Source organism: Pseudomonas sp. Sample_22 (assembly GCF_004307635.1).
In the GTDB taxonomy this organism is placed as follows: Bacteria; Pseudomonadota; Gammaproteobacteria; order Pseudomonadales; family Pseudomonadaceae; genus Aquipseudomonas.
Genome location: NZ_RCNY01000022.1, coordinates 198852 through 223607, shown reverse-complemented (window position 1 = coordinate 223607; position 24756 = coordinate 198852). Strand labels below are relative to the sequence as shown.

Below are 24756 nucleotides of genomic sequence, written 5' to 3'. Positions count from 1 at the left end.
CCACATTGATTTCCAGCGTATCAGAGCTGTCCGTCGCGATCGCGGAAGCCCAGCAAGTACAGCACGCCATCCAGCCCCAGGGTGGAAATCGCCTGCTTGGCCGATTGCTTGACCAGCGGCTTGGCACGGAACGCCACGCCCAACCCGGCAATCGCCAGCATCGGCAAGTCATTGGCGCCGTCGCCCACGGCAATGGTCTGCTCCAGACGCAAACCTTCCTTGTGTGCCAGTTCTTTGAGCAGATCCGCTTTGCGCTGCGCATCGACAATCGGCTCGATCGCCACGCCAGTCACCTTGCCGTCGACCACTTCCAGTTCGTTGGCGAACACGTAATCGATACCGAGCTTGGCCTGCAATTGCTTGGCGAAGTAGGTGAAACCGCCCGACAGAATCGCAGTCTTGTAACCCAGGCGCTTGAGTTCGGCGAACAGGGTTTCAGCGCCTTCGGTCAAGCGCAACGAAGCGCCGATAGAATCCAGTACACCGACATCCAGGCCTTTGAGCAAGGCCAGACGCTCCTTGAAGCTGGCACGGAAATCCAGTTCGCCGGCCATCGCCCGCTCGGTAATTTCCGAAACCTTGTCACCCACACCGGCGGCCTTGGCCAATTCGTCGATCACCTCGGCTTCGATCAGCGTCGAGTCCATGTCAAACACCGCCAAACGACGGTTGCGACGGAACAGCGAATCCTCCTGGAACGCGATGTCGACGTTCAGCTCCTGGGCGACGCTGAGGAATTCGGCACGCAACGCCTGCGGATCGGCCGCCTCGCCGCGTACGGAAAACTCGATGCAACCCTTGCCTTTATCAGCCGGAGTATCCAGCGGCATGCGCCCGGACAGGCGATCGATGTGATCGATGTTCAAACCGTACTTGGCGGTGATCGAGCTCACGGCCTGCAGTTGTCCGGCAGTCACCTTGCGGGTCAACAACGTGACGATGTGGCGCTTTTTGCCCTGGTTGCCGACCCACTGCTGGTAATCCTCTTCGGACACCGGCGTGAAACGCACCTGTTGATCAAGCTCATAGCCCTTGAACAGGATGTCCTTGAGCACGGATTTACCTTGCTCGGTATCGGGAATTTCAACCAGGATGCCGAACGACAAGGTGTCGTGGATCACCGCCTGACCGATGTCGAGAATGTTCACACCACCCTGGGCCAGAACGCCGGTAATGGCCGCAGTCAGACCCGGACGGTCGACTCCCGTGATGTTTATCAGGACGATTTCGCGCAAGGCGCACCCCCGCAGGTGGAAAAAAACCGCATTCTACCCACTTTCAGTGACCATCGGGCACCGTGAGCGCTTTGACGGTCTAGGGCCTGTCGCTATACTGCGCGTCAACTTCACGGACAAAAGAGCCGAGCTCAAGTGAACCGGCCCACGCCAGTTAAAACCGATAACTTCTTCCTGCTGATCTTCCGGGCACTGCGTCACCGCCGTGTACCGATTGCATTGCGCATTGCCAGCCATAACGTGATCCTGGTCGCTCTGGCCCTGGTGATCTACGCCTGTGTGATGGGTTTGCAATTCAAGCAGGCCATGCATGAGCAGGCGGATGCGCTGGGCGAAAGCCTGACCACGCAGACGGCCACCTCGGCCACCGAGCTGCTGGTGTCCAATGACATCCTCAGCCTCAACGTGCTGCTCAACAACCTGACCAAGAACAAGCTGGTGGCCCACGCCGCCATCTACAGCGTCGACAACCGCATCCTCGCCGAAGCCGGTCAGCGGCCCAAGCACGGCTTGCTGGGCGAAGCCGAGGGCATGTACCAGAGCAAGATCACCTTCCAGGACGTGACGGCCGGGCAACTGCGCATCAGCCTGGACATGGATCAGTTCCAGCAGCCGATGACCATCAGCCTGCAAAGCATGGGCATCCTCAGCGCGATCCTGCTGGCACTTTCCCTGGCCTTGAGCCTGCGCCTGGGTCGGCACATTTCCACGCCGCTCCTGCAGTTGCGCGTCTGGCTGCGCAATATCGACGAATACACCCCGGCCACCGAACGCCAGGACGAGATCGGTGATCTGGCCCGGCAACTGCACGCCAACTTCGCACCGGAACCGGCCGAGCCTGAACCGGCGCCGGAACCCGAGCTCGAAGACAGCGATGATGACGATGCCGAACCGGGCTTCGAAGTGCGCAACCTGCGCGATCCGAGCTTCGACGAAAGCCGGCCGATGGCGGCGAAAAAAGCGGCCCCACGGCGCGTTGTCAGCACCGTTGAAGACGATGACGACGATGCGTTTGCCGATTTGCTCGATGACGCAGACAGCGTAGTGAAACCGCTTGCCCGCCCTGCTCCTTCGAATGTACCGCAGCACAGCGCCGTTCTGGCCGTGCAGCTGGGCTCCCAGGAGCAACTGCGTCGCTTGCCGCGCACACGTCTGGAAGAATTGCTCAAACGCTATCGTGATTGCCTTGATCAGGCCGCTTCGTTGTACGAGAGCGAACTGCACACGCTGAACGACGGCAGCACACTGATGCTGTTCCACACCGAAGACAGCGGCGACGACTACCTGACCAATGCCATTTGCTGCGGCGAGTTGCTCCGCGCGCTCGGCCACCAGTTACAAATCGAAGTCGCCGACAGCGGCATCACCCTGCAATTGCAGCTGGGCCTGACCCTGGGCGACGATTTGTTCGGCCTGAGCCAGATCGATCTGCTGCTGACCGATGCCGCCCAGGACGCCCTGGCCCTGTCGCAACACAGCCGCAACCTGCTGCTGGTGGAACGCAAGATCAGTGACGACGCGCTGATCCGCCAACGCGCGCGGATCCGCCCGATCGCCAGCCCTGAAGGCGCTTGCTGCGTAGAGCGGTTGATGGAGCCTTATCCGTCGATGCTGGAGCGGCAATTGGCGCGGATGCACGAACGCCGGGCGTAAGCCTTAAGCCCCGTTGTGAAAGAGCCCGCAGATCATCACTCGTCTGCGGGCTGATCGTTCCCATGCTCAGCGTGGGAATGCCTCCAGGGACGCTCCGCGTTCCAGCCCCACCTCCTTCCAGCCTGGCCCTGATGTGACGCAGAGCGTCACGGGCTGCATTCCCACGCTGAGCATGGGAACGATCATCTCCAACCCGCAGAAACAACAAGGCCCGCATCAAAGCGGGCCTTGTCATGAATCAATCACAAGCTTAGAAGCGGAACACTTCCATGTCCGTGCGAATCGGCGAGGCCATCGGGATCTTCGGCTGCTTTTCCGCTTCCGCCGCCGGTGCCACAGGCTTGGCCGCCGGTTTTTTTGGCGCTTCGGCGATTGGCGGTTGGTTGGCCAGAGGCTTGAGCGCGGTCGACAGCTGTTCGGCCAGTTTCTGCAACAGCACACCCTGAGCCTGAACCTGCGCCGCCGTGCTGCCGGCGTGCTGCTCCTGCAAATGAATGATGCGATTATCGCGGACCTGCCCACGACGGTCGATGAGGCGCCATTGCGCATCGAGGATGGCCGGCTGCTTGGTCCCAGAATCCAGGCGCGTGATGGTCAACAACACTTGAACGTCCGGCGTGAAGCCAACGGTGGCCGGCGCCAATACCACGCGCTGGCTGTCCAGATGACCGGCGACCTGACGCAGCAACAACTGGTCGATGTCGGAAGACAGGCTGCCGGCCCAGCGACCGTCGGTCGCGGCTTGCAGGCTGCCGTCGGGCTGACGCTGCAACAGGGTTTCGCGTTGCAGATAGTCGGCAACGGTCACCGGGCCCAGCAATACAGCCATGCCCGCGCTTTGCGCAGGCTGAACCGGACTACCGCTGTCCAGTTGATACAGCGACACCGGCTGGTGAACGCTGCAGCCCGCCAGGCCAAGAACGCCGGCGAGCATCAGAATAAAAGGAAGGCGCAGAGCAGTCATCGTCCCATCCAGGTGATTGCCACAAGGCTAATCACAGTGAAAATACTCAATAAATATGAAGAACGCTCGGCCACGCCGGCGCTTGAAAGGCCATATCATCCGTGAATATGCGTTCCGACTCCAGCGCGAAAGCGTCGATCTACGCGTTAAATCGTAGATCGAGCGCTCTAGGACGCTTAATTGAGGTTTTCGACGAGCAGCGCATCCACCCGCTGGAAGCCACGCGGCAGTTTATTACCACGACGCCCACGCTCACCCTTGTAGTGTTCGAGGTCGTCCGCTTTCAGTGACAAGGTACGTTTTCCAGCCTGAAGCACCAAGGTTGCACCCTCCGGGATAACGGCGATGTCCGTGACATATTCTTCGCGACTGGCCACTCGCTCACCGGAAATCCCGATGATCTTGTTGCCTTTGCCCTTACCTAATTGTGGCAGATCGCTGATCTTGAAGATAAGCAGGCGACCTTCGGTGGTCACCGACGCCAACCAGTTCTGTTCACGATCGGCGACAGGCCGCGGCAGGATGACCTTGGCGTTGTTCGGCAGGCTCAACAGCGCCTTGCCCGCCTTGTTCTTGGCCTGCAGGTCTTCACCCTTGACCACGAAACCGTAACCGGCATCGGAGGCGATCACGTACAACGCATCGTCTTCGGGCATCAGCACGCACTCGAAACTCGCCCCCGGCGGTGGCGTCAGACGACCGGTCAGCGGCTCGCCCTGGCCACGGGCCGATGGCAGCGTGTGCGCAGCCACCGAATAGCTGCGACCGGTGGAGTCGATAAACACCGCAAACTGGTTGGAACGCCCCGCCGCCAGGGCCTTGAAGCCGTCGCCAGCCTTGTAGGAAAGCCCGGTGGCGTCGATTTCGTGACCTTTGGCCGAACGTACCCAGCCTTTCTCCGACAGAACGACTGTTACTTTCTCGTTCGGCAGCAGATCGTGTTCGGTCAGGGCCTTGGCTTCAGCACGCTCGACGATTGGCGAACGGCGGTCATCGCCATAGGTTTCAGCGTCCTTGATCAACTCGCTGCGCACCAGCTTCTTCAGCTTGGCTTCACTGCTCAGCAAGGCTTGCAGCTTGGCTTGTTCCTTGAGCAGTTCATCCTGCTCGGCGCGCAGCTTCATTTCTTCCAACCGCGCCAACTGACGCAGGCGGGTGTCGAGGATGTAGTCAGCCTGGATCTCGCTCAGGGCAAAACGCTCGATCAGCGCGGCTTTCGGATGTTCCTCGGTGCGGATGATGTGGATCACTTCATCCAGGTTGAGGTAGGCAATCAGCAAACCGTCCAACAGGTGCAGGCGACGCTCGACTTTATCGAGGCGGAATTGCAGGCGTCGACGAACGGTCTGAACCCGGAACTCCAGCCACTCGACCAGCAAGGCGCGCAGGTTTTTCAGCTGCGGCTTGCCATCCAGGCCGATGATGTTGACGTTGACCCGGTAACTCGACTCCAGCTCGGTGCTGGCGAACAGATGCTGCATCAGCGCATCGTGGTCGAAGTTTTTCCGCGCTCCCGGAATGATCACGATCCGGCACGGGTTCTCGTGGTCGGATTCGTCGCGCAAGTCAGCGATCTGCGGGGCCTTGGACGGTTTGGCCTGCATCATGGCCGCGATCTGTTCCAGCACCTTGGCGCCGGAAACCTGATGCGGCAGCGCGGTGACGATGATGTCGCCGTCTTCGATGTGATAAACGGCGCGCATGCGCACCGAGCCTTTGCCGGTTTCATACATTTTCAGCAGATCGGCACGGGGCGTGATGATTTCCGCTTCGGTCGGGTAATCCGGGCCCTGGATATGCTCGCAGAGCTGTTCGACCGTGGCTTTGGGCTCATCCAGCAAACGCACGCAGGCACTGGCGACTTCGCGCAGGTTATGCGGCGGCACGTCAGTGGCCATGCCCACCGCGATACCGGTGGTGCCATTGAGGAGGATGTTCGGCAAACGTGCCGGCAACACCAGCGGTTCGTCGAGGGTGCCGTCAAAGTTCGGTCCCCAGTCCGCGGTGCCCTGGCCCAGTTCGCTGAGCAGCACCTCGGAGTAGCGCGACAGTCGCGCTTCGGTGTATCGCATGGCCGCAAAAGACTTGGGATCATCCGGTGCACCCCAGTTGCCTTGGCCGTCCACCAGCGTGTAGCGGTAGCTGAACGGCTGGGCCATCAGGACCATGGCTTCGTAGCAGGCCGAATCGCCGTGCGGATGGAACTTGCCGAGCACGTCACCGACGGTACGCGCCGATTTCTTGTGCTTGGAATCAGCGTCCAGCCCCAGCTCGCTCATGGCGTAGATGATGCGCCGCTGTACCGGCTTCAGGCCGTCGCCGATATGCGGCAAGGCACGGTCCATGATCACGTACATGGAGTAGTTGAGGTAGGCATTTTCGGTGAAGTCAGCCAGCGATCGGCGTTCTACGCCATCTAAGCTGTCTGCAAGGATGTCGCTCATGCGGGCCTCATCGGTTCGTTGTCTGGCGCAGCAGCATGGTGCCACCGCGCTGGGTAAATTCAAGTTTGTTCAGTGCGCTCATGCCGAGCAACACCTGGTCGCCATGCAGGCCGGGCGCCACCAGTGCGCGGACATCCCGCAGCACGATGTCGCCCAGTTGCAGGCGTTCTATACGGGTGCGATAGCCCTGGCTCAGGCCATTGGCCGTGCTCAGGGTCACACCGAAACCTTCTGCCAGCTGCAAGCGCTTGGCCAGTTCCGCCGGGACCGCCACATCAGTGGCCCCGGTGTCGAGCATGAAGTCCACCGGCTGCCCGTTGATATGGCCACTGGCGACGAAGTGTCCCTGGGCATTGCTGGCCAGTTTCACCTCGATGTAACCATTGCCCTGTTCCGAGCTCACCATCACATTCGGGTTTTGCTGACGCTCTTCCCACTGCCCGAAAAACCGTGTGGCCAGAAACAGCGCCGCACACCAGGCCAGCACCATCAACACTCGACCGGCGCGTTTACCGGGTGTTTGCTGGCTCACGGCGCGTTCCAGCCACCGTCAGGCGCGGCAAAGCGCCAGACGATCGGACGAAATTCACCATCGGCACGGGCTCCGGTGTTGTTGTCGATACCGATCCAGGCTCCGTCAGCGTCAACTACCAATGCCTCCGTGAGGCCGAAATCCTGGGGATAACGCCGATTTTCCTGCAATGCCTCGTCGGCAAACGACCAGCAACGCTCGAGCTTGGCAGTCAATGCGTCGCGGCGACAGATCTCGAACGCATTGCGTTCCAGGGTGAACAGCTTGCCGTTGAACAGTGACAGATCGGCAAAGTCCCGGGGCATTGCCCTGGCATGGGGGAACTGTGCAGGCTGCATTTCTTTTCCGTCTTCGCTGAGCAGCACGCAGCCGCCGTCGCAATCCCAGACGGTTTGCTTGCGCTTGACCAGCAGCAATCCACGGTTCTGGCGTTCAGCGGCCAACCACAACTGGTCACCCTCAGGATTGATCGCCAGGCCCTCGAACAACGCGTTGAAACGCAACAGCATGCCTCTGGCCCGAGCTTCACGCACCATCAGCGGGGAAATCTTCAACCAGGAAGTCGGCCCGGTCGGCGGAATTTGCAACACCGCTGCATGGGCTTCACTGACGACATAGCGGTTGCCGGCGTTGTCGCAAGTAATGCCTTCGAAGTCCAGACCGCCGCCACGCACGAATGACGCCGCCCAGGCCCGCGAACGCAGGCCCCAGGGCAAGCCGCTGTCAGGCACCTGCGGCACGCCGATGCCCACGGCCTCTGCACGCCAGACGCTGGCCTGGGTATCGAGGCGGTAGATCTGATCGTCGTCGCGGTCGGAGATCGTCCACAGTTCCTTGCCGCACTGAGCCAGCCCGGACAGGTTGCCGCCGCGCATGCCATCGATGGCATGCTCGGACAACAGACGCAGTTGCGGTGCCGGTTCGCCGGACACCGTCATCGAGGTCAGCAGCAACGCACACGCCAGGGCAAAGCCCAGGCGCATCAGCCCAGCACCTCCGCCAGGTTGCCCTTGGATTCCAGCCAGGTCTTGCGATCGCCAGCGCGTTTTTTCGCCAGCAGCATGTCCATGATTTCCGAGGTCGCCTCGAAATCATCCAGCGTCAGTTGCACCAGGCGCCGGGTGTTCGGATCCATGGTGGTTTCGCGCAACTGCGGCGGGTTCATTTCACCCAGACCCTTGAATCGGGTGACCTGAGGCTTGCCGCGCTTCTTCTCCGCCACCAGGCGATCAAGAATGCCGTCGCGCTCGGCTTCGTCGAGGGCGTAGTAGATCTCTTTGCCCAGGTCGATGCGGTACAGCGGCGGCATGGCGACATACACGTGGCCGGCATCGACCAGCGCACGGAAGTGCTGGACGAACAGGGCACAGAGCAATGTCGCGATGTGCAGACCGTCGGAGTCGGCGTCGGCGAGGATGCAGATCTTGCCGTAGCGCAGCTGGCTCATGTCCGCCGCGCCCGGATCGACGCCGATGGCCACGGCAATGTTATGCACTTCCTGGCTGGCCAGCACTTCGCTGCCGTCGACTTCCCAGGTGTTGAGGATCTTGCCGCGCAACGGCAGGATCGCCTGGAACTCTTTGTCCCGCGCCTGCTTGGCCGAACCGCCGGCGGAATCACCTTCCACCAGGAACAGCTCGGAGCGCATCGGGTCCTGCCCGGCGCAATCGGCGAGTTTGCCCGGCAGCGCCGGTCCTTGGGTGATGCGCTTGCGCTCAACCTTTTTGCTGGCCTTCAGACGACGACCGGCGTTGTTGATCGCCAGTTCGGCCAACGCCAGACCGGTTTCCGGGTTGGCATTGAGCCACAGGCTGAACGCATCCTTGACCACGCCGGAAACGAACGCCGCGGCTTCCCGGGACGACAGGCGCTCCTTGGTCTGGCCGGAGAATTGCGGTTCTTGCATTTTCATCGACAGCACGAAAGCGATGCGCTCCCAGACGTCTTCCGGGGCCAGCTTTACGCCGCGCGGCAACAGGCTGCGGAATTCGCAGAACTCGCGCATGGCGTCGAGCAGGCCCTGGCGCAAACCGTTGACGTGGGTACCGCCCTGGGCGGTCGGGATCAGGTTGACGTAACTTTCCTGCACCGCGTCGCCGCCTTCCGGCAGCCACAGCAGCGCCCAGTCCACCGCTTCCTTGTTACCGGCAAACGCACCGCAGAATGGCTCGTCCGGCAGGCGCTCGAATTCGCTGACCGCATCGACCAGGTAGGAACGCAGGCCGTCTTCGTAATGCCATTCGACTTTCTCGCCGGTGGCTTTGTCTTCAAAACTGACCAGCAGCCCCGGGCACAGCACGGCCTTGGCCTTGAGCACATGCTTGAGGCGGCTGATGGAGAACTTCGGTGAGTCGAAGTATTTCGGGTCCGGCGCAAAGAACACGCTGGTACCGGTGTTGCGTTTGCCGACCGTGCCGACCACTTCCAGCTCGGTGGCCTTGTAACCATCGGCGAACGTCATCTGGTATTCGTTGCCGTCACGCTTTACACGCACCCGGACTTCGGTCGACAAGGCGTTGACCACCGAAATACCCACCCCGTGCAGACCGCCGGAGAACTGGTAGTTCTTGTTGGAAAACTTGCCACCGGCATGCAGCTTGGTGAGGATCAGTTCGACCCCGGAAACACCCTCTTCGGGGTGAATGTCCACCGGCATGCCACGGCCGTCGTCGCTGACTTCCAGCGAGTGATCGGCGTGCAGGATGACTTGCACCGATTTGGCGTGCCCGGCCAGGGCTTCGTCGACACTGTTGTCGATGACTTCCTGGGCAAGGTGGTTCGGCCGACTGGTGTCGGTGTACATGCCGGGGCGTTTGCGCACCGGGTCGAGGCCCGAGAGGACTTCGATGGCGTCGGCGTTATAAGAGCTAGCGCTGGGAGTGGCCATGGGGTCTCGTCGTCAGTCATTCATTGAAAATAGGGGCGAGGTTTCACAATGCGGTGAAATCTATCGCCTGATACACATCGGCGCCAATGCCGGCAAAACTCAGCATGGCTGGAAGCTGTGCGGCAAACCCCTGGAAACTATGGTCGCCGCCGGCCTGGATACGCAAGGCACAGGCCCGGTAATACTGCTGGGCCAGGCGATAGTCCAGCGTTTCATCCCCCGTCTGCAACCATACCTGATACCGCAGCGGGTCCAGGGGTGGCGGCACTTCCAGCTCGGCCAGCGCCGTTACGTGGTCGTGGGTCAGTTCCCAGGTCTCATCGGTATACAGGTTTTTCTGCGTCCCCAGAAATCCGTCGAACATCCGGTGCGGGCTGACGGCAGGGTTGATCAGCAGGGCTTTCAGGCCATGGCGCTCGGCCAGGTGAGTCGCATAGTAGCCGCCGAGTGAGCTGCCGACCAGTAATGGCCGCCCGAGCGCTGCAATCGCCTGTTCAAGCTGACCGATGGCCTCGCGGGGATGGTGATGCAAGGCCGGCACGCGCAAATGGTCGCTCAAGCCCAGCCGTTCCATCACTGCGCTCAACTGCGTGGCCTTTTTCGATGCAGGCGCGCTGTTGAAACCGTGGATATAAAGGATCGAACCGGACATTTGGACTCCCTGCGCGTCGGGTAAAGAAGCGGAGTTTACAGGGACTCGGGGGATGTTGGGTGCCATCGCCACCGAATTGAAGACAGCCCCTGTGGGAGCTGGCTTGCCAGCGATGAGGCCGTCACATTCAACATTGATGTTGTCAGGCAGTCCGTAATCGCTGGCAAGCCAGCTCCCACAATGGAAATCAGTGTTCGCAGGAAACGTGTCAGTAGCCGTTGGAGCCGTAGTCGACCTGGAAATCGAAACCGGTAACGCGTTCCACCCCGGTTTGCAGCTGTCCATCGGGCATCAACCGCAACCAGCGATACCCCGGCGCCTGCTCTCCGACCGTGAAGTCCTCGCTGCCCGGTTCAAACTGAATGCAGGTCGACGGCGAGGCGATCAGACGCACATTGTCACGCAATTGATCGATCTCCTGATGCACATGCCCCCACAGCACGGCACGCACCTGCGGAAAACGATCGAGCACTTCAAAAAAGGCGTCCGGATTGCGCAAACCGATCGGTTCCATCCACGCACAACCAATCGAAACCGGATGATGGTGCAGGCACACCAGATGATGCCGCTGCGGTGCCTCGCTCAACGAGCGGGCCAACAGTTGCAATTGTTCGTCCTGCAAGTAGCCCGGCACTGAGCCCGGCACTGCCGAATCCAGCAGCGTGACCCGCCAGTTGCCGATATCCACTACCGGCTCCAGCAATGCACTCTGAACGGCGGCCTCGGCCATGATCTGCGGCTCGTCGTGATTGCCGGGAATCCAGCGCGCCGGCGCATCGAGCTGTCGGGTCAGGTCGCGAAACGCCTGGTAAGACTCCAGCGAGCCGTCCTGAGACAGGTCACCGGTGGCCAGGACCAGGTCGATCCGTGGCTGCTGGGCGCGCACCATTTCAAGGACTTTTTGCAGGCTGTCGCGGGTGTTCATGCCCAGTAGCGTGCCGTGCGCCTCGGCGAACAGATGGCTGTCGGAAATTTGCACCAGCAGTGCCGGCTCAGCGGTGCTCAAGGTGGATACGCTCGGCAAGGTGTTCTCCCAGGGCGTGATCACGGGATTGGATGATTGGCGCAATTATGCTGGGGGACGATCGAAAGAAGAAACCTGTGAACCTGACGCAGTTCACAACTGCGACGGAAGTTAACGTACCACTTCGTACTCATGCCCCAATGCCAGGCAATGACTCAGCCACTCGCCCAGGAACATGTTCAGCTGGGCTTTTTCGTCGGGCTGGTGCATCGAGGCATTTGGATAAGGATAGATGCCGCGAAAGCGTCGCGCATGTTCGGCACTGACCACTTCGGCCATGCAGGCATCGTGATAGACCTGTACTTCCAGTTGCGGCACCGGTAGCCAGGGCAGACTGTGCTCCTGACGCACTTGCAGGGTGGTGGTGTACGGACAGACCTGCAACACCTCCAGCGCCAGCACGCCGAGCATCTGGTCGCCATGGGTCACGGCGATGCGCCTCGCCGCAGGCTCGCTGCGCATGTCCGGCAACAGTCGCATCAGGCGCGCGTAGTTCGCCTCACAGGACGCTTGCAGCCCCACGAGGTCCACCCGATAGCGATCGCGCAGTTTGTTTACGACCATAACCCCCTCACTTCAACGCGATTCAAAGCAAGCCATTGCAAGGCAATGATGCTTGGCGCGTTGGCAATACGTCCATCGCGTACGGCTTGCAGGGCATCTTCAAAGGCCCACACCGAAACGCGGATATCTTCGGCCTCTTCCTCCAGTCCATGCAGGCCACCGGCGCCGGTGGTGTCGCAACGCCCCAGGTACAAATGCACGAATTCGTCGCTGCCGCCCGGCGATGGAAAATATTTGGTCATCGGCCAGAGCGCTGCGATTTCAAGCCCAGCTTCCTCCTGCGCTTCGCGGTGAGCAACTTCTTCCGGCTGTTCGTCCTTGTCGATCAGACCGGCAACCAGTTCTACCAGCCACGGATTGTCGGTCTTGCCGAGGGCACCGACACGAAACTGCTCGATCAGCACGACTTCGTCTCGCTGCGGATCGTACGGCAGCATGCACACTGCATCATGACGGACGAACAGTTCACGGTTGATTTCGCGGCTCATGCCACCGGCGAACAATTCATGGCGCAAGTGCACGCGTTCGAGCTTGTAGAAGCCCTCGAAGCACTTTTCGCGCCGAACGATCTCTACGGCGGTCGGAATGGCGTTGGCAAAATCGGTCATGACAATCCTCATTACTTCAATCCGATACGAGATTCCTTTTCCCGTGGAACCTCGACTTCGCGCCATCCTAACGCGCCCGTGAGGTTTGATGCAGCCCCTTTCCCGTCAGCGGGATAGACGGTGAGGACGAAACCCACTCTAATTAGCTTAGTGGCGAACTGACTGCTCCGTTGGTAGTCGAAGCGGGTAACTTTTTGCCTTTCCCTGATTTATGAAGGACGCACATGTCGCTTTTTAAAATCGCCTCCGTGGCCGCTATCGCCCTGACCCTGGGCGCCTGCCAGAGTTTGTTCCAGCCCAATTATCGCGCACCGCTGGAAGTCACCCGCGACGCCACCGAACAGCTTCAGCCGGGTTGCAAGGATCAGGATTGCCCGCTGGTGAACATCGACACCCTGCACTTCCCCGCGGAACCCGCACTGGATGGCATCATCGAAAAACGCCTGCTGGCAATGACCCACACCTCGCCCGATGCTCCGGTCGCGCCGACGCTGGCGGCCTATCGCGAGCAATTCTTGCGCACTGCGGGGCCACGCAACAGCAGCTACCTGCAAGCGAAAGTACGCGAGCAGCATGACGGCTTGGTGATCATCGAATTGTCCAGCTACCTGGACACTGGCGGCGCCCATGGCACGCCGGGCCGCGGTTTCATCAACTACTCGCGTCAGCAGCATAAAGTGCTGACGCTGGCGGACATGCTGGTGCCAGGGCAGGAAGAGGCGTTCTGGAAAGCCGCGCAGGTGGCGCACAACAGCTGGTTGATCAGCACCAAGCTCGATCAGGAACCGGAGTTCGTCAAAAGCTGGCCGTTCCAGAAAACCCAGAACGTGGCGCTGACCTATGGCGGGGTGATCCTCAAATATGAAACCAGCAGCATCGCGCCGTACGCACTGGGCCATGTCGAACTGAAGATCCCCTACCCTCGCCTGAACGGAATCCTCAAGCCCGAGCTGTTTCCCGGCCGTAACTGAAGGCCCGGCCCAGCACCAGTTGCAGCAGCCCTGCCACCACCAGTGCCGGCAGGGTTGCACCGATATCGGCATACAGGTTGGCCAGCAAATGATAGGTGCTGATCCCGCCCAGCCAGGCGAGCAGCGCCGGCCAGCGCAGCGCGGCTGACGCCACCTGGCCACTGCGCTTGCGCAGGATGAAGTGATCCACCAGCACCACGCCGAACAACGGCGCAAACACCGAGCCGATCAGCAGCAGGAAGTTCTGGTACTGGGCCAATGGCGCCAGCAAGGCGATCAGGGTGCAGACCACGCCGATGGCCAATGCCAGGTGCTCGACTTTCAGGCGCAACAGAATCCCGCTGGACACCGCTGCCGAGTGAATGTCGGCGAAGGCGTTCTCCGACTCGTCCAACAGAATCAACAGCAACGGAATGCCCAGGCCGGCGCCGGCCAGTGCCAGCAACAGGGCATTGACTTCACCGCTCGGCGCGAACGCCAGGGTGTAGGCCACGCCCAGGCTCATCAGCCAGAAATTACCGATGAAGAAACCGATGGCGGTGCCACCGAAGACGTTTTTCGCCCGCTTGCCGAAACGCGAGTAGTCGGCAATCAAAGGCAACCACGACAGCGGCATGGCGATGGCAATGTCGAAGCCCACGGCAAACGGCATCGAGCCATCGCCGGCCTGCGTCCACAATGCGGCCAGATCGGCCTTGGCGAACAGGTTCCAGGTCAACCAGATGCACGCCCCCAACAGCAACCAGATGCCCCACTTGCGCAGTATCTTGCGCACGAAGGTCAACGGACCGCTGACAGCGAGCAAGGTCGCCAGCGCGCCGAAAAACAGCGTCCACAGCACCGGGCTCGACATCAGGCTGGCGTCGCTGAAAGCCTTGGCGCCCAACAGGCTGGCGGCATCGCGCATGACGATGATTTCGAACGCCCCCCAACCGATCAGTTGCAGCAGGTTCAGCACTGCCGGCAGGCTCGCGCCCTTGGCGCCGAGGCTGAGTTTGAGTGCAGTCATCGATGACAGGCCGGTGTCGCTACCGATCACCCCGACCGCCGCCAGTAGAAGAACGCCGACCAGCGTGCCGAGGAAAATCGCCAGCAACGAGCCCGACAGGCCCAGGCCTGGTGCAAGCAATGCGCCGGTCTGCAGGACCATCAGGCCGATGCCGAGGGAGAACCACAGAGAAAACAGATCGCGGCCGCCGAACACACGTTTGTCGATCGGCACGGCGATATCAGGTGAGTAAGTGCTGGGTTGAATGCTCAAGGGTGTTATCTCAGAGGGACATTGTTGTGTAAACCACCCTTGTGGCGAGGGAGCTTGCTCCCGCTCGGCTGCGCAGCAGTCGTAAAATCGGTCATCGCAATCTGGCACCCAGAATGCGGTGGCTGGTTTTGGGTCTGCTTCGCAGGCCAGCGGGAGCAAGCTCCCTCGCCACATGGATAAGCGGCGCACCCGAGTGCGCCCGGTCAGATCAAACCTTCTTGTACAGCTGGCTGCCTTCCTGCTTGAAGCGCTCGGCCTGTTCGGCCATGCCTTGGGCAACGTCCACGTCGACCGCTTCGATGCGTTGGTTGGCCGCGTACTCGCGGACTTCCTGGGTGATTTTCATCGAGCAGAACTTCGGCCCGCACATCGAGCAGAAATGCGCGACCTTGGCCGAATCCTTCGGCAGGGTTTCATCGTGATACGAACGCGCGGTGTCCGGATCAAGGCCCAGGTTGAACTGGTCTTCCCACCGGAATTCGAAACGCGCCTTGCTCAGGGCGTTGTCGCGAATCTGCGCGCCCGGATGTCCCTTGGCAAGGTCGGCGGCGTGGGCGGCGATCTTGTAGGTGATGATCCCGGTCTTCACGTCATCCTTGTTCGGCAGACCCAAGTGCTCCTTGGGCGTTACGTAGCAAAGCATGGCGCAACCGAACCAGCCGATCATTGCCGCACCGATGCCGGAGGTGATGTGGTCGTAGCCCGGCGCGATGTCGGTGGTCAGTGGGCCGAGGGTGTAGAACGGCGCCTCGTCGCAGCATTCGAGCTGCTTGTCCATGTTCTCTTTGATCAACTGCATCGGCACGTGGCCCGGGCCTTCGATCATGCATTGTACGTCGTGCTTCCAGGCGATCTTGGTCAGCTCGCCGAGGGTTTCCAGCTCGCCGAACTGCGCTTCGTCGTTGGCATCGGCAATCGAGCCAGGACGCAGGCCATCGCCCAGCGAGAAGCTGACGTCGTAGGCCTTCATGATTTCGCAGATGTCTTCGAAATGAGTGTAGAGGAAGTTCTCTTTGTGATGCGCCAGGCACCACTTGGCCATGATCGAACCGCCACGGGAGACGATGCCGGTCACGCGTTTGGCGGTCATCGGCACGTAGCGCAGCAGCACGCCGGCGTGGATGGTGAAGTAGTCGACGCCCTGCTCGGCTTGCTCGATCAGCGTGTCGCGGAACAGCTCCCAGGTCAGGTCTTCGGCGACGCCGCCGACTTTTTCCAGGGCCTGATAGATCGGCACAGTACCGATCGGCACGGGCGAGTTGCGGATGATCCACTCACGGGTTTCATGGATGTGCTTGCCGGTGGACAGGTCCATGACCGTGTCCGAACCCCAGCGAATGCCCCAGGTCAATTTCGCCACTTCTTCTTCGATGGACGAACCCAGGGCGCTGTTGCCGATGTTGCCGTTGATCTTCACCAGGAAGTTACGGCCGATGATCATCGGTTCCAGTTCGGTGTGGTTGATGTTGGCCGGGATGATCGCGCGGCCCCGGGCGATTTCGTCACGGACGAACTCGGGGGTAATGACTTTCGGCACGCTGGCGCCGAAGCTGTGGCCGGCGTGCTGCTGGTCCAGCAGGCCGGCGGCGCGGGCCACTTCCAGCTTCATGTTTTCGCGGATGGCGACGTATTCCATCTCGGCGGTGATGATGCCTTTGCGCGCGTAGTGCATCTGGCTGACGTTGGCGCCCGGTTTCGCGCGACGTGGATTGTTGACGTGAGCGAAACGCAGCTGGGTCAACTCGGGATCGGCAAGGCGTTCCTGGCCGAAATTCGAACTCAGGCCAGCCAGTCGCTCGGTGTCGCCACGGGCCTCGATCCACGGCGAACGCACATCGGCCAAGCCTTTGCGCACGTCGATGATGACGTTGGGATCGGTGTACGGGCCTGATGTGTCATAGACCACGACCGGTGCGTTGACCTCGCCGCCGAAGTCGGTCGGCGTCACGTCGAGGCTGATTTCACGCATCGGCACGAGAATGTCCGGACGAGAGCCCTGGACATAGATTTTTTGCGAGCGGGTAAACGGCTGAACCGATTGCTGATCGACCTTGGCCGATTCACTCAGGTTGGTGGCGATTTTTGCTTTTGTAGTCATCACGGGTTCTCCAGACATCATCCAGGCAGTGGATTTTTGTCGGAGCGAACCTGTAAACGAATGGACGCACGGGCGCTGGGAAACCAGCTGTGCTGTGCTCGGTGCACGAGGGCTGTTCGATTGTCGAACAACATCCCGGACGAAGCACAAGAGGACTCGCCGGGTGACGAGAAATCTTGTTCCCTACGCAGGCGTTAACCTGATCAGGTTCAACGGGATCCGAAATTATTCGATCTCAGCCTCATAGCAAGGCACCCCGACAAGAACCCGGCCAGTCTAGACACAACTGGCAAAGAACGCCAACACCGCTGCAAACACCTTGATGAATGGCGTAATTACGGGGGAAGGCAGGATTGTTGCCGATTGAATGCACAACTACACTCGCTACGCCGAGGCTGCGCATTGACGCTGCACCTGTAGCGCCTTAGCCTTGGCGCTTAAATTACTTGTGTAATATTTCTACTAGGGATCGCCTATGCTGCGCAAACTCTCACTGGCCGTTGCCGTGTCATGTGCGTCCAATGGAATGGCCTGGGCAGCAGAAGCGCCCTTGTCGACAAAAAACGATCTGGTCAGCGTCTACCAGGAGGCGGTGGACAACAACGCCGACCTCGCTGCCGCCATCGCTCAATATGGCGCCCAGAAAGAAGTCGTGCCCCAGGCCCGCGCCGGGCTGCTGCCCAATCTGTCGGGTGGCGCGGATGTCACCAGTGTCCGCACGTCTATCGATCAGCCGTCGGCCACTGCCAACCGCAATGCCCACTCTTACCAGGCAACCCTGGCACAGCCGCTGTTTCGTGCCGATCGCTGGTTCCAGTTCCAGGCCGCCAAGGACGTCAACGAACAGGCCGCCCTGCAACTCTCGGCGACCCAGCAAAACCTGATCCTGCAAACCGCCGACAGTTACTTCAACGTGTTGCGCAGTCAGGACAACCTGGCATCGACCAAGGCCGAAGAAGCCGCGTTCAAACGGCAGCTGGATCAGTCCAACGAACGTTTCGATGTCGGCCTTTCGGACAAGACCGACGTCTTGAACTCACAAGCCAGCTACGACACTGCACGTGCCAACCGGATCGTCGCGCAGCGTCAGGTGGATGACGCGTTCGAAGCCCTGATCACCCTGACCAACCGTCAGTACAAGGCTATCTGGGGCATTTCCCATAACTTGCCGATCCTGCCGCCGGCACCGAACGATGCCAAGGCGTGGGTCGACACAGCCGCCAGACAGAACCTCAATCTGTTGGCCAGCAACTATGCCGTCAGCGCCGCCGAGCAAACCCTCAAACAGCGCAAGGCCGGCCATGCACCGACCGTTGATGCCGTGGCCAGATACCAGAAAGGCGATAACGATGCACTGGGCTTCAGTAACCCGAGTGCCTTTGGGCAGTCGTACAAGGGTGATGTCGAGCAATCGTCGATTGGCCTGCAATTGAACATCCCGATCTACAGTGGCGGGCTGATCAATTCCCAGGTCCGTCAGTCTTACGCTCAACTGGACCAGACCGAGCAGCAGCGCGAATCCCTGCGCCGGCAAATCGTCGAAAACACCCGCGACCTGCATCGCGCGGTGAACACTGACGTCGAACAGGTACAGGCGCGCAAGCAATCGATCATCTCCAACCAGAGCGCGGTGGAAGCGACCGAAATCGGTTATCAGGTGGGGACGCGAAACATCGTCGACGTGCTGGATGCGCAGCGCCAGCTGTACACCTCGGTGCGTGATTACAACAACACCCGCTACGACTACATCCTCGACAACCTGCGCCTCAAGCAACAGGCCGGGACATTGAACCCGGGTGATTTGCAGGACCTGGCGCGCTGGCTCAAGGCCGACTACAACCCGGACAAGGATTTCCTGCCACCGGATCTGGCCAAGGCTGCGGCTGAACAGTTGAAGGCCCGGCCGGGTCAGTAAAAAGGCAACTTGGGTGAAAAGCTTTCTGTGGCGAGGGAGCTTGCTCCCGCTCGGCTGCGAAGCAGTCGTAAAACCTGGCAATGCGATATGTCTGTATGCAGTGCGGTGTCGGGGTATGGGGCTGCTTCGCAGCCCAGCGGGAGCAAGCTCCCTCGCCACAATTGGTCAGTGGCCAGCGATCAACCGGCCTAGCCCATCCAGCAACCGCTGCAATGCGCCCTGATTGCTGCGCATCACTTTCAAGCCTGCTTCGGCCATGCGTTGTGCATCCCGCGGCAATTCGAACAGCCGCTGAACTGCCAGGGCCAAACCTTCGGCATCTTCCACTTCCTGCAAGGCCCCGGCACTGCGCAGTTGCGCGGCGATTTCGAGGAAATTGAACAGGTGCGGGCCACTCAATACCGGTTTTGCCAGCGCGGCCGGCTCCAGCAGGTTATGCCCGCCGTTGGGCACCAGACTGCCGCCGACAAAAGCGCTGTCGGCCAACGCGTAGAGAAACAGCAATTCACCCATGGTGTCGCCGAGCAGCACCGAAGTACCGGCACCAACCGGCTCGCCGCTGGAACGCCGGACCGTGGCAAACCCTTGTTGCTGGCACAAGCCGTACACCGAATCGAATCGCTCCGGATGACGCGGCACCAGGATCAGCAACGCATCAGGATGATCGGCCAGCAACCGGCGATGGGCCGCCAGCACCACTTCATCTTCGCCGTCATGGGTGCTCGCGGCGATCCACACCGGGCGCTCCTGGGCCTGCCATTGGCTACGCAATTCGCTGGCGCGCTGCAACAGTTGCGGATCGATCGTCAGGTCAAACTTGATCGAGCCGGTCACTTCAACCGTTTCTGCCCGCGCCCCCAGATCACGGAAACGCTGGGCCTCGGCTTCGGTCTGCACCGCGAACAGGCTCATCTCGGCGAGCATTGGTCCGGTCAATTTGCCGAAGCGGCCATAACCCTTGGCGGATCGTTCCGACAACCGCGCATTGGCCAGTGCCACCGGAATCCCGCGCTTGGCGCATTGATGAATATGGTTGGGCCACAGCTCGGTTTCCATGATCACCGCCAGTTTTGGTCGGGCCCGATCAAGAAAGCGTTTAGCGGCGCACGGCAAGTCATAGGGCAAATAACAGTGCTGGACGCGCGGCTCAGTGGCAAACAACGCCTGGATGCGCTCCGAGCCAGTTGGCGTCATGCACGTCACGGTGATCGGCAATTGTGGATAGCGTTGCAGCAAGGCACGGATCATCGGCGCGGCAGCAATGCTCTCGCCCACCGACACCGCATGCACCCAGATACCGCCCGGTTTCATCGCGGGCATGCCATAGGAGAAACGCTCGCCAATGCGTTTGGCATACGCCGGCGCCTTGCGTGCGCGCAGCCAAAGCCGAATCGCCACCAATGGCAGCCCCAGATAAAACAGCGCGGTGTAGAGAGTTCTATTCATGGCGGCGGAGTTTATCGGCTTTTTTCGCCGATCGCCTGCAAGTGCACGGCAAAACGTTCAGCAAGCCAGCGAGCCGCCGGACCGAGCGGTTCGTCGCGGCGCCAGACCAGCTCCACCACCAGCGCCGGCGGAGTCCATTCGCTGACCAGTTCCACCATCTGATTCTGATACGTCGGGTACTGCACCACGTGGCGCGGCAACCATGCCCAACCCAGGCCGCGCACCAGCCATTCGGCCATCACGTAGAAACTGTCGGCACGCCAGACTTGCGGACTGGCTGGCTCGCTGCCCGGATAAATGCTGGACTCCGTCGACATCAACAACTGCCGGTGTTGCGCCAGTTGCTGGCAGTCCACTGTGCCCTTGGCCGCCAGCGGATGATCCCTGCCGCACACGGTGACCATTTCGACGCTGCCCAATACCCGCCGTTCCAGCGCTTCGGGTATCTGATCATGAAAGAACAACAACCCCAGATCGGCCCGCCGCTCCACCAGTTTGCGCGCGACATCGCCTTGGGCGGCGCTGGTCAACTGCACTTCGACACTGGGAAATTTTTCCGCCAGGGCTTCGAAGCTTTCGATGATCGGCTGGTAAGGCATCGCCTCGTCCTGCGCCACACGCAAACGGGCCTCTTGCCCGCGCATCATCGCCAACGCCCGGCCATTGAGGCGTTCACACTGGCGCAGCACTTCTCGGGCCTCCTCCAGTAATGTCGTGCCGGCCTCGGTGAGTTTCGGCTGACGGCCGCTACTGCGCTCGAACAGGCTCACGCCCAGGTCTTCCTCCAGCAATGCAATAGAACTGCTGACCGCCGATTGCGCCTTGCGCTGATCCCGCGCCACGGCGGAAAACGATCGTTGCTCAGCCACGCTGACAAACAGCCGCAACTGCTCCAGATTCCATTGTGTGTTCATGGCTCAACCCATCTCCAAAGCAGATAGGTAATGACTTTACCGCATCTGGGGAATCTCTAAAATGCCGACCTCAGAGAGCAACACTTCACACGAGGATTGAACCATGACCGCCTACTACTATCTGGCCATCGCCATCTGCGCCGAAGTGATTGCCACCGTTTCGATGAAAGCGGTCAAAGGCTTCAGCACACCGTTGCCCTTGTTGCTGGTCATCGTCGGTTACGGGATTGCCTTCTGGATGCTGACGCTGGTGGTGCGCAGCGTGCCGGTGGGTGTTGCCTACGCGGTGTGGGCCGGCATGGGCATCGTCATGGTCAGTGTAGCGGCGCTGTTTATCTACGGGCAGAAACTGGATGTGCCGGCGATGCTGGGGATGGCGTTGATTGTGCTGGGGGTTGTTGTCATCCAGCTCTTCTCCAAGACTGCCGGGCATTAAGCTCGCACCTAATGCACTGTGGGAGTGAGCCTGCTCGCTCCCACAGGATTTTGATTCGCCGTGTTGATCGCCAGCAAAACCTCCAATCTTCGAGTCTGTATACTGCGCCCTCGTCTTGAACACTGAGGTCGTCGCATGCCATCCGTTATTTCCACCGACGTTCTGATTGTCGGCGCTGGTGTCGCCGGCCTCTGGCTGAATGCGCGCCTGCGCCGCCAGGGTTTTTCGACCGTGCTGGTGGAAAGCGCCAGCCTCGGCGGCGGGCAAAGCATGAAATCCCAAGGCATCATTCACGGCGGCGCCAAGTACGCATTGCATGGCGCAATCACCGGTGCCTCTGAAGCCATTGCCGACATGCCCCGTCGCTGGCGGGAAGCGCTGGCCGGTGACGGCGAGCTGGATCTGTCCGGCGTGCGCCTGTTATCGCAAGCCCATTATCTGTGGTCCCCCGGCACGATCGCCGGCAACCTCACCAGTTTCTTCGCCAGCAAAGCCGTGCGCGGCCGTGTCGATCAGGTCAAGGGCGAGCAATTGCCGCCCGCCCTGCAAGACAAGCGTTTCAAGGGCAAGGTCTATCGACTGGCCGAATTGGTGATCGACGTGCCGAGCCTGATCCAGCGCCTGGCCGATCTGGCGGGTGATGGCCTGCTCGCCGGTCAGAAGATCGAACCGCTGCTGGAGGCCGGTGTTCTGGTCGGCCTGAAAGTCGATGAGCATGAAATTCGTGCGCAACGCATCGTCTTGAGCGCCGGTGGCGGGACAGCTGCGCTGCTTGAAGCTTTGGGGTTGAGCCAACCCGCCATGCAACGTCGCCCGCTGCACATGATCATCGCCAAAGGCCCGAGCCTCAAGCCGCTGTATGCCCACTGCCTGGGTGGTGGCACCAAACCGCGCCTTACCATAACCACCCATCCGGCAGCCGATGGTCAGTGGGTCTGGTACATGGGCGGAGACATCGCCGAAAGCGAAGGTGTGGCTCGCGAGCCCGCCGAACAGATCGCCACCGCACAGAAAGAACTCGGCCAGTTGTTGCCCTGGATTGATCTGAGCACGGTGCAGTGGGCAACCTTGCGCGTGGATCGTGCCGAGCCGTTGCAATCGGGCCTGACCCGCCCCGACAACGCCTTCCTCGCCGAGGAAGGTCGATTGTTGGTGGGTTGGCCTACCAAGCTGGCATTGGCGCCGGACTTTGCCGACCGGGTGATCGCCAGCCTTGCACGCGACGGCATTCAACCGGGTCCGGTAGCGACGCTGCCGCCGCTGCCAAGGCCACCGATGGGCATTCCGGTCTGGGAGCAACTACTGCCATGAGCCAACCTACCCTGCACGACCTGCATCGCCCCCTGGGCAGCACCGGCCTGATGGTTTCTCCGCTGGGCCTGGGCACCGTGAAACTCGGCCGGGACCAAGGGGTGAAGTACCCCAACGGCTTCCAGATTCCGGACGATGACGAAGCGCGCATGCTGCTCAAGTTGACCCGGGAACTGGGCATCAACCTGATCGACACCGCCCCGGCCTATGGCCGCAGTGAAGAACGCCTCGGCCCGCTCTTGCGCGGCCAGCGTCAGGACTGGGTGATCGTCAGCAAGGTTGGCGAAGAGTTTGCCGACGGCCAATCGCGCCACGATTTCAGCGCTGCGCATACCCGGCTCTCGGTTGAACGCAGCCTGCAACGCCTGGAAACAGATTTCATTGACCTGGTGCTGGTGCACTCCGATGGCAACGACCTGGCGATCCTCAACGATTGCGAAGTCTATGCAACCCTCGCCGCGCTCAAGGGCGAGGGCAAGATTCGCGGCTTCGGTTTTTCCGGCAAAACCGTCGAGGGTGGCTTGAAGGCGCTGGAGCAAGGCGATTGCGCAATGGTCACCTACAATCTGAACGAGCAAAACGAGAAAGCCGTGATTGACTATGCTGCTGCTCACGGCAAAGCCATTCTGGTCAAAAAAGCCCTCGCCAGTGGTCACGTTTGCCTGAGTCCCGGGGTGGACCCGGTGCGCGCCAGTTTCGAGTTGCTGTTTGAACATCCGGGGGTGGCCAGTGCTATTGTCGGAACGATCAACCCGCTGCACCTCGCCCACAACGTCGCGACCGTTGCCCAGGTCCTACGTAGCCACTGATGCCGCCCCACGCGGCCTAAAGCAGGAGCCGACATGCCGCGTACGCTCATTAGAAAGAATCCGAGCAACTTCAAGACCCTGCCGTTATTCGTCGAAGCGACTCCCGAAGGCCTGAGTTACCAGAGCGTCGGCAGGCCGCTGAACTTCTCCCAGACCCTGCAACGTCGCCGCCCGGTCACCGTCGCCGACAGCGAGCGCTTTGCCCTGGAACTGGCCAACCTCGGCGTTTCGGTGCGCCTGACGCTGCATTGGCAGAATCGCGATTACTGGGTACTGGTGCGTCAGCGTCGCCAGGATCGCGGGGACGTCGTGCTCAAGCTGATTTCCGGCTACGTGCCGGCCCACGAGCTGAACCTGCCGCTGCACACGGCGATCCAGGAGATTGCCGAAGAATGCCTGCTGGAAACCCCGGAAGGCTGGCTCGGTGGGCGCTTCAACGACACATGGTTGCCCGCGCCCTACTCGTCTGCTCTGCATTACCGCGAAGCCCTGCCGTTTCGCCTGTCGCCACTGTCCGGCTCGGCGCGGCCGGTGCGTTGCGCCAACCTGCAGCTGATTGAGCGGCCCCGGGCCTATGTGCACCTGCCGACGGCATCGTTGCAGTTGATCTATGATTTGCGCCTGGACGTGCCCAAGGAAGCCAAATCCCTGAGTCTGTTCCACGTCGACGAACGGCTGGAAGGCGATCAACTGGTGGCCCGACTGGATCGCAAGCGGCCCGATCTGTACTTGATGCCTTTGCAGGACGGCCACCCGTTGGCCGAGCTCTATACCTTGAAGAAGGATCAACTGTACCCGGCGAGCACGCGCGGGTTGTTTCTGGCCGAGAGCTTTGCCCGGCAGGAAGGCTGGTTGGTGAGGGATGAGCGCATTCGCTGGAAGGACTGGGTCCGCCAGCAAGGCTTGACGCCACCGGCGAAGGATTCAGGCCTGGCGCGACTGCGCGGGAAGGCCAAGCAACTGCTGAAGAAGATCGTACCGCGCAAGGCTGCACGATAGGCTGATCAGTACGCTGCCGTGGCGAGGGAGCTT

The 24756-nt window shown here is 60.9% G+C and carries 21 protein-coding genes and 1 riboswitch; of the genes, 7 read left to right on the top strand and 14 right to left on the bottom strand.

Translation table 11 applies throughout. The annotated features are described in order from the left end of the window. Window positions 1-20: 20 nt before the first annotated feature. The gene (gene serB, locus D8U73_RS06015) at window positions 21-1235 is read right to left on the bottom strand and encodes a phosphoserine phosphatase SerB (protein WP_034148725.1); all 1215 of its coding nucleotides are present in this window, start codon (window positions 1233-1235) and stop codon (window positions 21-23) included. 135 nt (window positions 1236-1370) lie between these two features. Here serB and D8U73_RS06010 point away from each other — a divergent pair, with 135 nt between their 5' ends. Continuing rightward, a complete protein-coding gene (locus D8U73_RS06010) occupies window positions 1371-2888 on the top strand; it encodes an AhpA/YtjB family protein (RefSeq protein ID WP_130903960.1) in 1518 nt (505 codons plus the stop codon). A 250-nt stretch (window positions 2889-3138) separates the two neighbouring features. Here D8U73_RS06010 and D8U73_RS06005 read toward each other — a convergent pair whose 3' ends face one another. The 9 genes from D8U73_RS06005 to D8U73_RS05965 all read right to left on the bottom strand — a co-directional run bounded on the left by D8U73_RS06005 (window position 3139) and on the right by D8U73_RS05965 (window position 12563). Beyond that, complete coding sequence (locus D8U73_RS06005) at window positions 3139-3852, bottom strand: ABC-type transport auxiliary lipoprotein family protein (RefSeq protein ID WP_056852353.1); 714 nt, start codon at window positions 3850-3852, stop codon at window positions 3139-3141. 176 nt (window positions 3853-4028) lie between these two features. Continuing rightward, a complete protein-coding gene (parC, locus tag D8U73_RS06000) occupies window positions 4029-6296 on the bottom strand; it encodes a DNA topoisomerase IV subunit A (protein ID WP_056852352.1) in 2268 nt (755 codons plus the stop codon). 7 nt (window positions 6297-6303) lie between these two features. Then, entirely contained in the window at window positions 6304-6828 is a 525-nt protein-coding gene (locus D8U73_RS05995; RefSeq protein ID WP_056852351.1) for a TIGR02281 family clan AA aspartic protease, read from the bottom strand. Next, window positions 6825-7811, bottom strand: a complete 987-nt coding sequence (locus tag D8U73_RS05990) for an esterase-like activity of phytase family protein (RefSeq protein ID WP_130903959.1) — start codon at window positions 7809-7811, stop codon at window positions 6825-6827. The genes D8U73_RS05995 and D8U73_RS05990 overlap by 4 nt, the downstream gene beginning before the upstream one ends. Beyond that, window positions 7811-9715 carry a DNA topoisomerase IV subunit B gene (parE, locus tag D8U73_RS05985; RefSeq protein ID WP_056852349.1) on the bottom strand — a complete coding sequence of 635 codons (1905 nt, stop codon included), beginning with the start codon at window positions 9713-9715 and terminating at the stop codon, window positions 7811-7813. The genes D8U73_RS05990 and parE overlap by 1 nt, the downstream gene beginning before the upstream one ends. Window positions 9716-9758: 43 nt before the next feature. Further along, window positions 9759-10367, bottom strand: a complete 609-nt coding sequence (locus tag D8U73_RS05980) for a YqiA/YcfP family alpha/beta fold hydrolase (protein ID WP_056852348.1) — start codon at window positions 10365-10367, stop codon at window positions 9759-9761. A 208-nt stretch (window positions 10368-10575) separates the two neighbouring features. Then, window positions 10576-11391: a 3',5'-cyclic-AMP phosphodiesterase gene (cpdA, locus tag D8U73_RS05975; RefSeq protein ID WP_130903958.1), complete on the bottom strand. Its 816-nt coding sequence runs from the start codon at window positions 11389-11391 to the stop codon at window positions 10576-10578. A 111-nt stretch (window positions 11392-11502) separates the two neighbouring features. Next, window positions 11503-11955 carry a DUF1249 domain-containing protein gene (locus D8U73_RS05970; protein WP_008063540.1) on the bottom strand — a complete coding sequence of 151 codons (453 nt, stop codon included), beginning with the start codon at window positions 11953-11955 and terminating at the stop codon, window positions 11503-11505. Then, the gene (locus D8U73_RS05965) at window positions 11946-12563 is read right to left on the bottom strand and encodes an NUDIX domain-containing protein (protein WP_056852346.1); all 618 of its coding nucleotides are present in this window, start codon (window positions 12561-12563) and stop codon (window positions 11946-11948) included. Before D8U73_RS05965 ends, D8U73_RS05970 begins: the two co-directional genes overlap by 10 nt. Window positions 12564-12787: 224 nt before the next feature. On the opposite strand from D8U73_RS05965, the gene D8U73_RS05960 reads away from it, so the two are divergent. Further along, a complete protein-coding gene (locus D8U73_RS05960; RefSeq protein ID WP_130903957.1) occupies window positions 12788-13534 on the top strand; it encodes an RsiV family protein in 747 nt (248 codons plus the stop codon). On the opposite strand, the gene cytX is transcribed toward D8U73_RS05960, so the two are convergent. After that, window positions 13503-14795, bottom strand: coding sequence for a putative hydroxymethylpyrimidine transporter CytX (gene cytX, locus D8U73_RS05955; RefSeq protein WP_130903956.1), 1293 nt, complete (start codon window positions 14793-14795; stop codon window positions 13503-13505). The two genes, D8U73_RS05960 and cytX, sit on opposite strands and share 32 nt — an antisense overlap. A 208-nt stretch (window positions 14796-15003) precedes the next feature. Then, entirely contained in the window at window positions 15004-16893 is a 1890-nt protein-coding gene (thiC, locus tag D8U73_RS05950; protein ID WP_056852343.1) for a phosphomethylpyrimidine synthase ThiC, read from the bottom strand. Between the two features lie 163 nt (window positions 16894-17056). After that, window positions 17057-17162, bottom strand: a riboswitch (TPP riboswitch). Window positions 17163-17368: 206 nt separating this feature from the next. On the opposite strand from thiC, the gene D8U73_RS05945 reads away from it, so the two are divergent. Next, complete coding sequence (locus D8U73_RS05945) at window positions 17369-18808, top strand: TolC family outer membrane protein (protein ID WP_056852342.1); 1440 nt, start codon at window positions 17369-17371, stop codon at window positions 18806-18808. Window positions 18809-18973: 165 nt separating this feature from the next. Here D8U73_RS05945 and waaA read toward each other — a convergent pair whose 3' ends face one another. Beyond that, window positions 18974-20254, bottom strand: a complete 1281-nt coding sequence (gene waaA / locus D8U73_RS05940; protein ID WP_056852341.1) for a lipid IV(A) 3-deoxy-D-manno-octulosonic acid transferase — start codon at window positions 20252-20254, stop codon at window positions 18974-18976. A gap of 11 nt (window positions 20255-20265) precedes the next feature. Then, window positions 20266-21168 carry a LysR family transcriptional regulator gene (locus tag D8U73_RS05935; RefSeq protein ID WP_130903955.1) on the bottom strand — a complete coding sequence of 301 codons (903 nt, stop codon included), beginning with the start codon at window positions 21166-21168 and terminating at the stop codon, window positions 20266-20268. Between the two features lie 103 nt (window positions 21169-21271). On the opposite strand from D8U73_RS05935, the gene D8U73_RS05930 reads away from it, so the two are divergent. The 4 genes from D8U73_RS05930 (at window position 21272) to D8U73_RS05915 (ending at window position 24723) form a co-directional block, all read left to right on the top strand. Continuing rightward, window positions 21272-21604, top strand: a complete 333-nt coding sequence (locus D8U73_RS05930; RefSeq protein WP_008004867.1) for a multidrug efflux SMR transporter — start codon at window positions 21272-21274, stop codon at window positions 21602-21604. A 135-nt stretch (window positions 21605-21739) separates the two neighbouring features. Beyond that, window positions 21740-22915, top strand: coding sequence for an FAD-dependent oxidoreductase (locus D8U73_RS05925; protein WP_130903954.1), 1176 nt, complete (start codon window positions 21740-21742; stop codon window positions 22913-22915). Beyond that, entirely contained in the window at window positions 22912-23724 is an 813-nt protein-coding gene (locus tag D8U73_RS05920; protein ID WP_130903953.1) for an aldo/keto reductase, read from the top strand. Before D8U73_RS05925 ends, D8U73_RS05920 begins: the two co-directional genes overlap by 4 nt. 33 nt (window positions 23725-23757) lie before the next feature. Further along, entirely contained in the window at window positions 23758-24723 is a 966-nt protein-coding gene (locus D8U73_RS05915) for a hypothetical protein (protein WP_056852337.1), read from the top strand. Window positions 24724-24756 lie beyond the last annotated feature (33 nt).

Bases quoted from the DNA above. Each gene is read 5' to 3' on its own strand.
- D8U73_RS06005 (WP_056852353.1), bottom strand. From the start codon at position 3,852: ATGACTGCTCTGCGCCTTCCTTTTATTCTGATGCTCGCCGGCGTTCTT.
- parC (WP_056852352.1), bottom strand. From the start codon at position 6,296: ATGAGCGACATCCTTGCAGACAGCTTAGATGGCGTAGAACGCCGATCG.
- D8U73_RS05990 (WP_130903959.1), bottom strand. From the start codon at position 7,811: ATGCGCCTGGGCTTTGCCCTGGCGTGTGCGTTGCTGCTGACCTCGATG.
- parE (WP_056852349.1), bottom strand. From the start codon at position 9,715: ATGGCCACTCCCAGCGCTAGCTCTTATAACGCCGACGCCATCGAAGTC.
- D8U73_RS05980 (WP_056852348.1), bottom strand. From the start codon at position 10,367: ATGTCCGGTTCGATCCTTTATATCCACGGTTTCAACAGCGCGCCTGCA.
- D8U73_RS05970 (WP_008063540.1), bottom strand. From the start codon at position 11,955: ATGGTCGTAAACAAACTGCGCGATCGCTATCGGGTGGACCTCGTGGGG.
- D8U73_RS05965 (WP_056852346.1), bottom strand. From the start codon at position 12,563: ATGACCGATTTTGCCAACGCCATTCCGACCGCCGTAGAGATCGTTCGG.
- D8U73_RS05960 (WP_130903957.1), top strand. From the start codon at position 12,788: ATGTCGCTTTTTAAAATCGCCTCCGTGGCCGCTATCGCCCTGACCCTG.
- thiC (WP_056852343.1), bottom strand. From the start codon at position 16,893: ATGACTACAAAAGCAAAAATCGCCACCAACCTGAGTGAATCGGCCAAG.
- D8U73_RS05945 (WP_056852342.1), top strand. From the start codon at position 17,369: ATGCTGCGCAAACTCTCACTGGCCGTTGCCGTGTCATGTGCGTCCAAT.
- waaA (WP_056852341.1), bottom strand. From the start codon at position 20,254: ATGAATAGAACTCTCTACACCGCGCTGTTTTATCTGGGGCTGCCATTG.
- D8U73_RS05935 (WP_130903955.1), bottom strand. From the start codon at position 21,168: ATGAACACACAATGGAATCTGGAGCAGTTGCGGCTGTTTGTCAGCGTG.
- D8U73_RS05930 (WP_008004867.1), top strand. From the start codon at position 21,272: ATGACCGCCTACTACTATCTGGCCATCGCCATCTGCGCCGAAGTGATT.
- D8U73_RS05925 (WP_130903954.1), top strand. From the start codon at position 21,740: ATGCCATCCGTTATTTCCACCGACGTTCTGATTGTCGGCGCTGGTGTC.
- D8U73_RS05920 (WP_130903953.1), top strand. From the start codon at position 22,912: ATGAGCCAACCTACCCTGCACGACCTGCATCGCCCCCTGGGCAGCACC.
- D8U73_RS05915 (WP_056852337.1), top strand. From the start codon at position 23,758: ATGCCGCGTACGCTCATTAGAAAGAATCCGAGCAACTTCAAGACCCTG.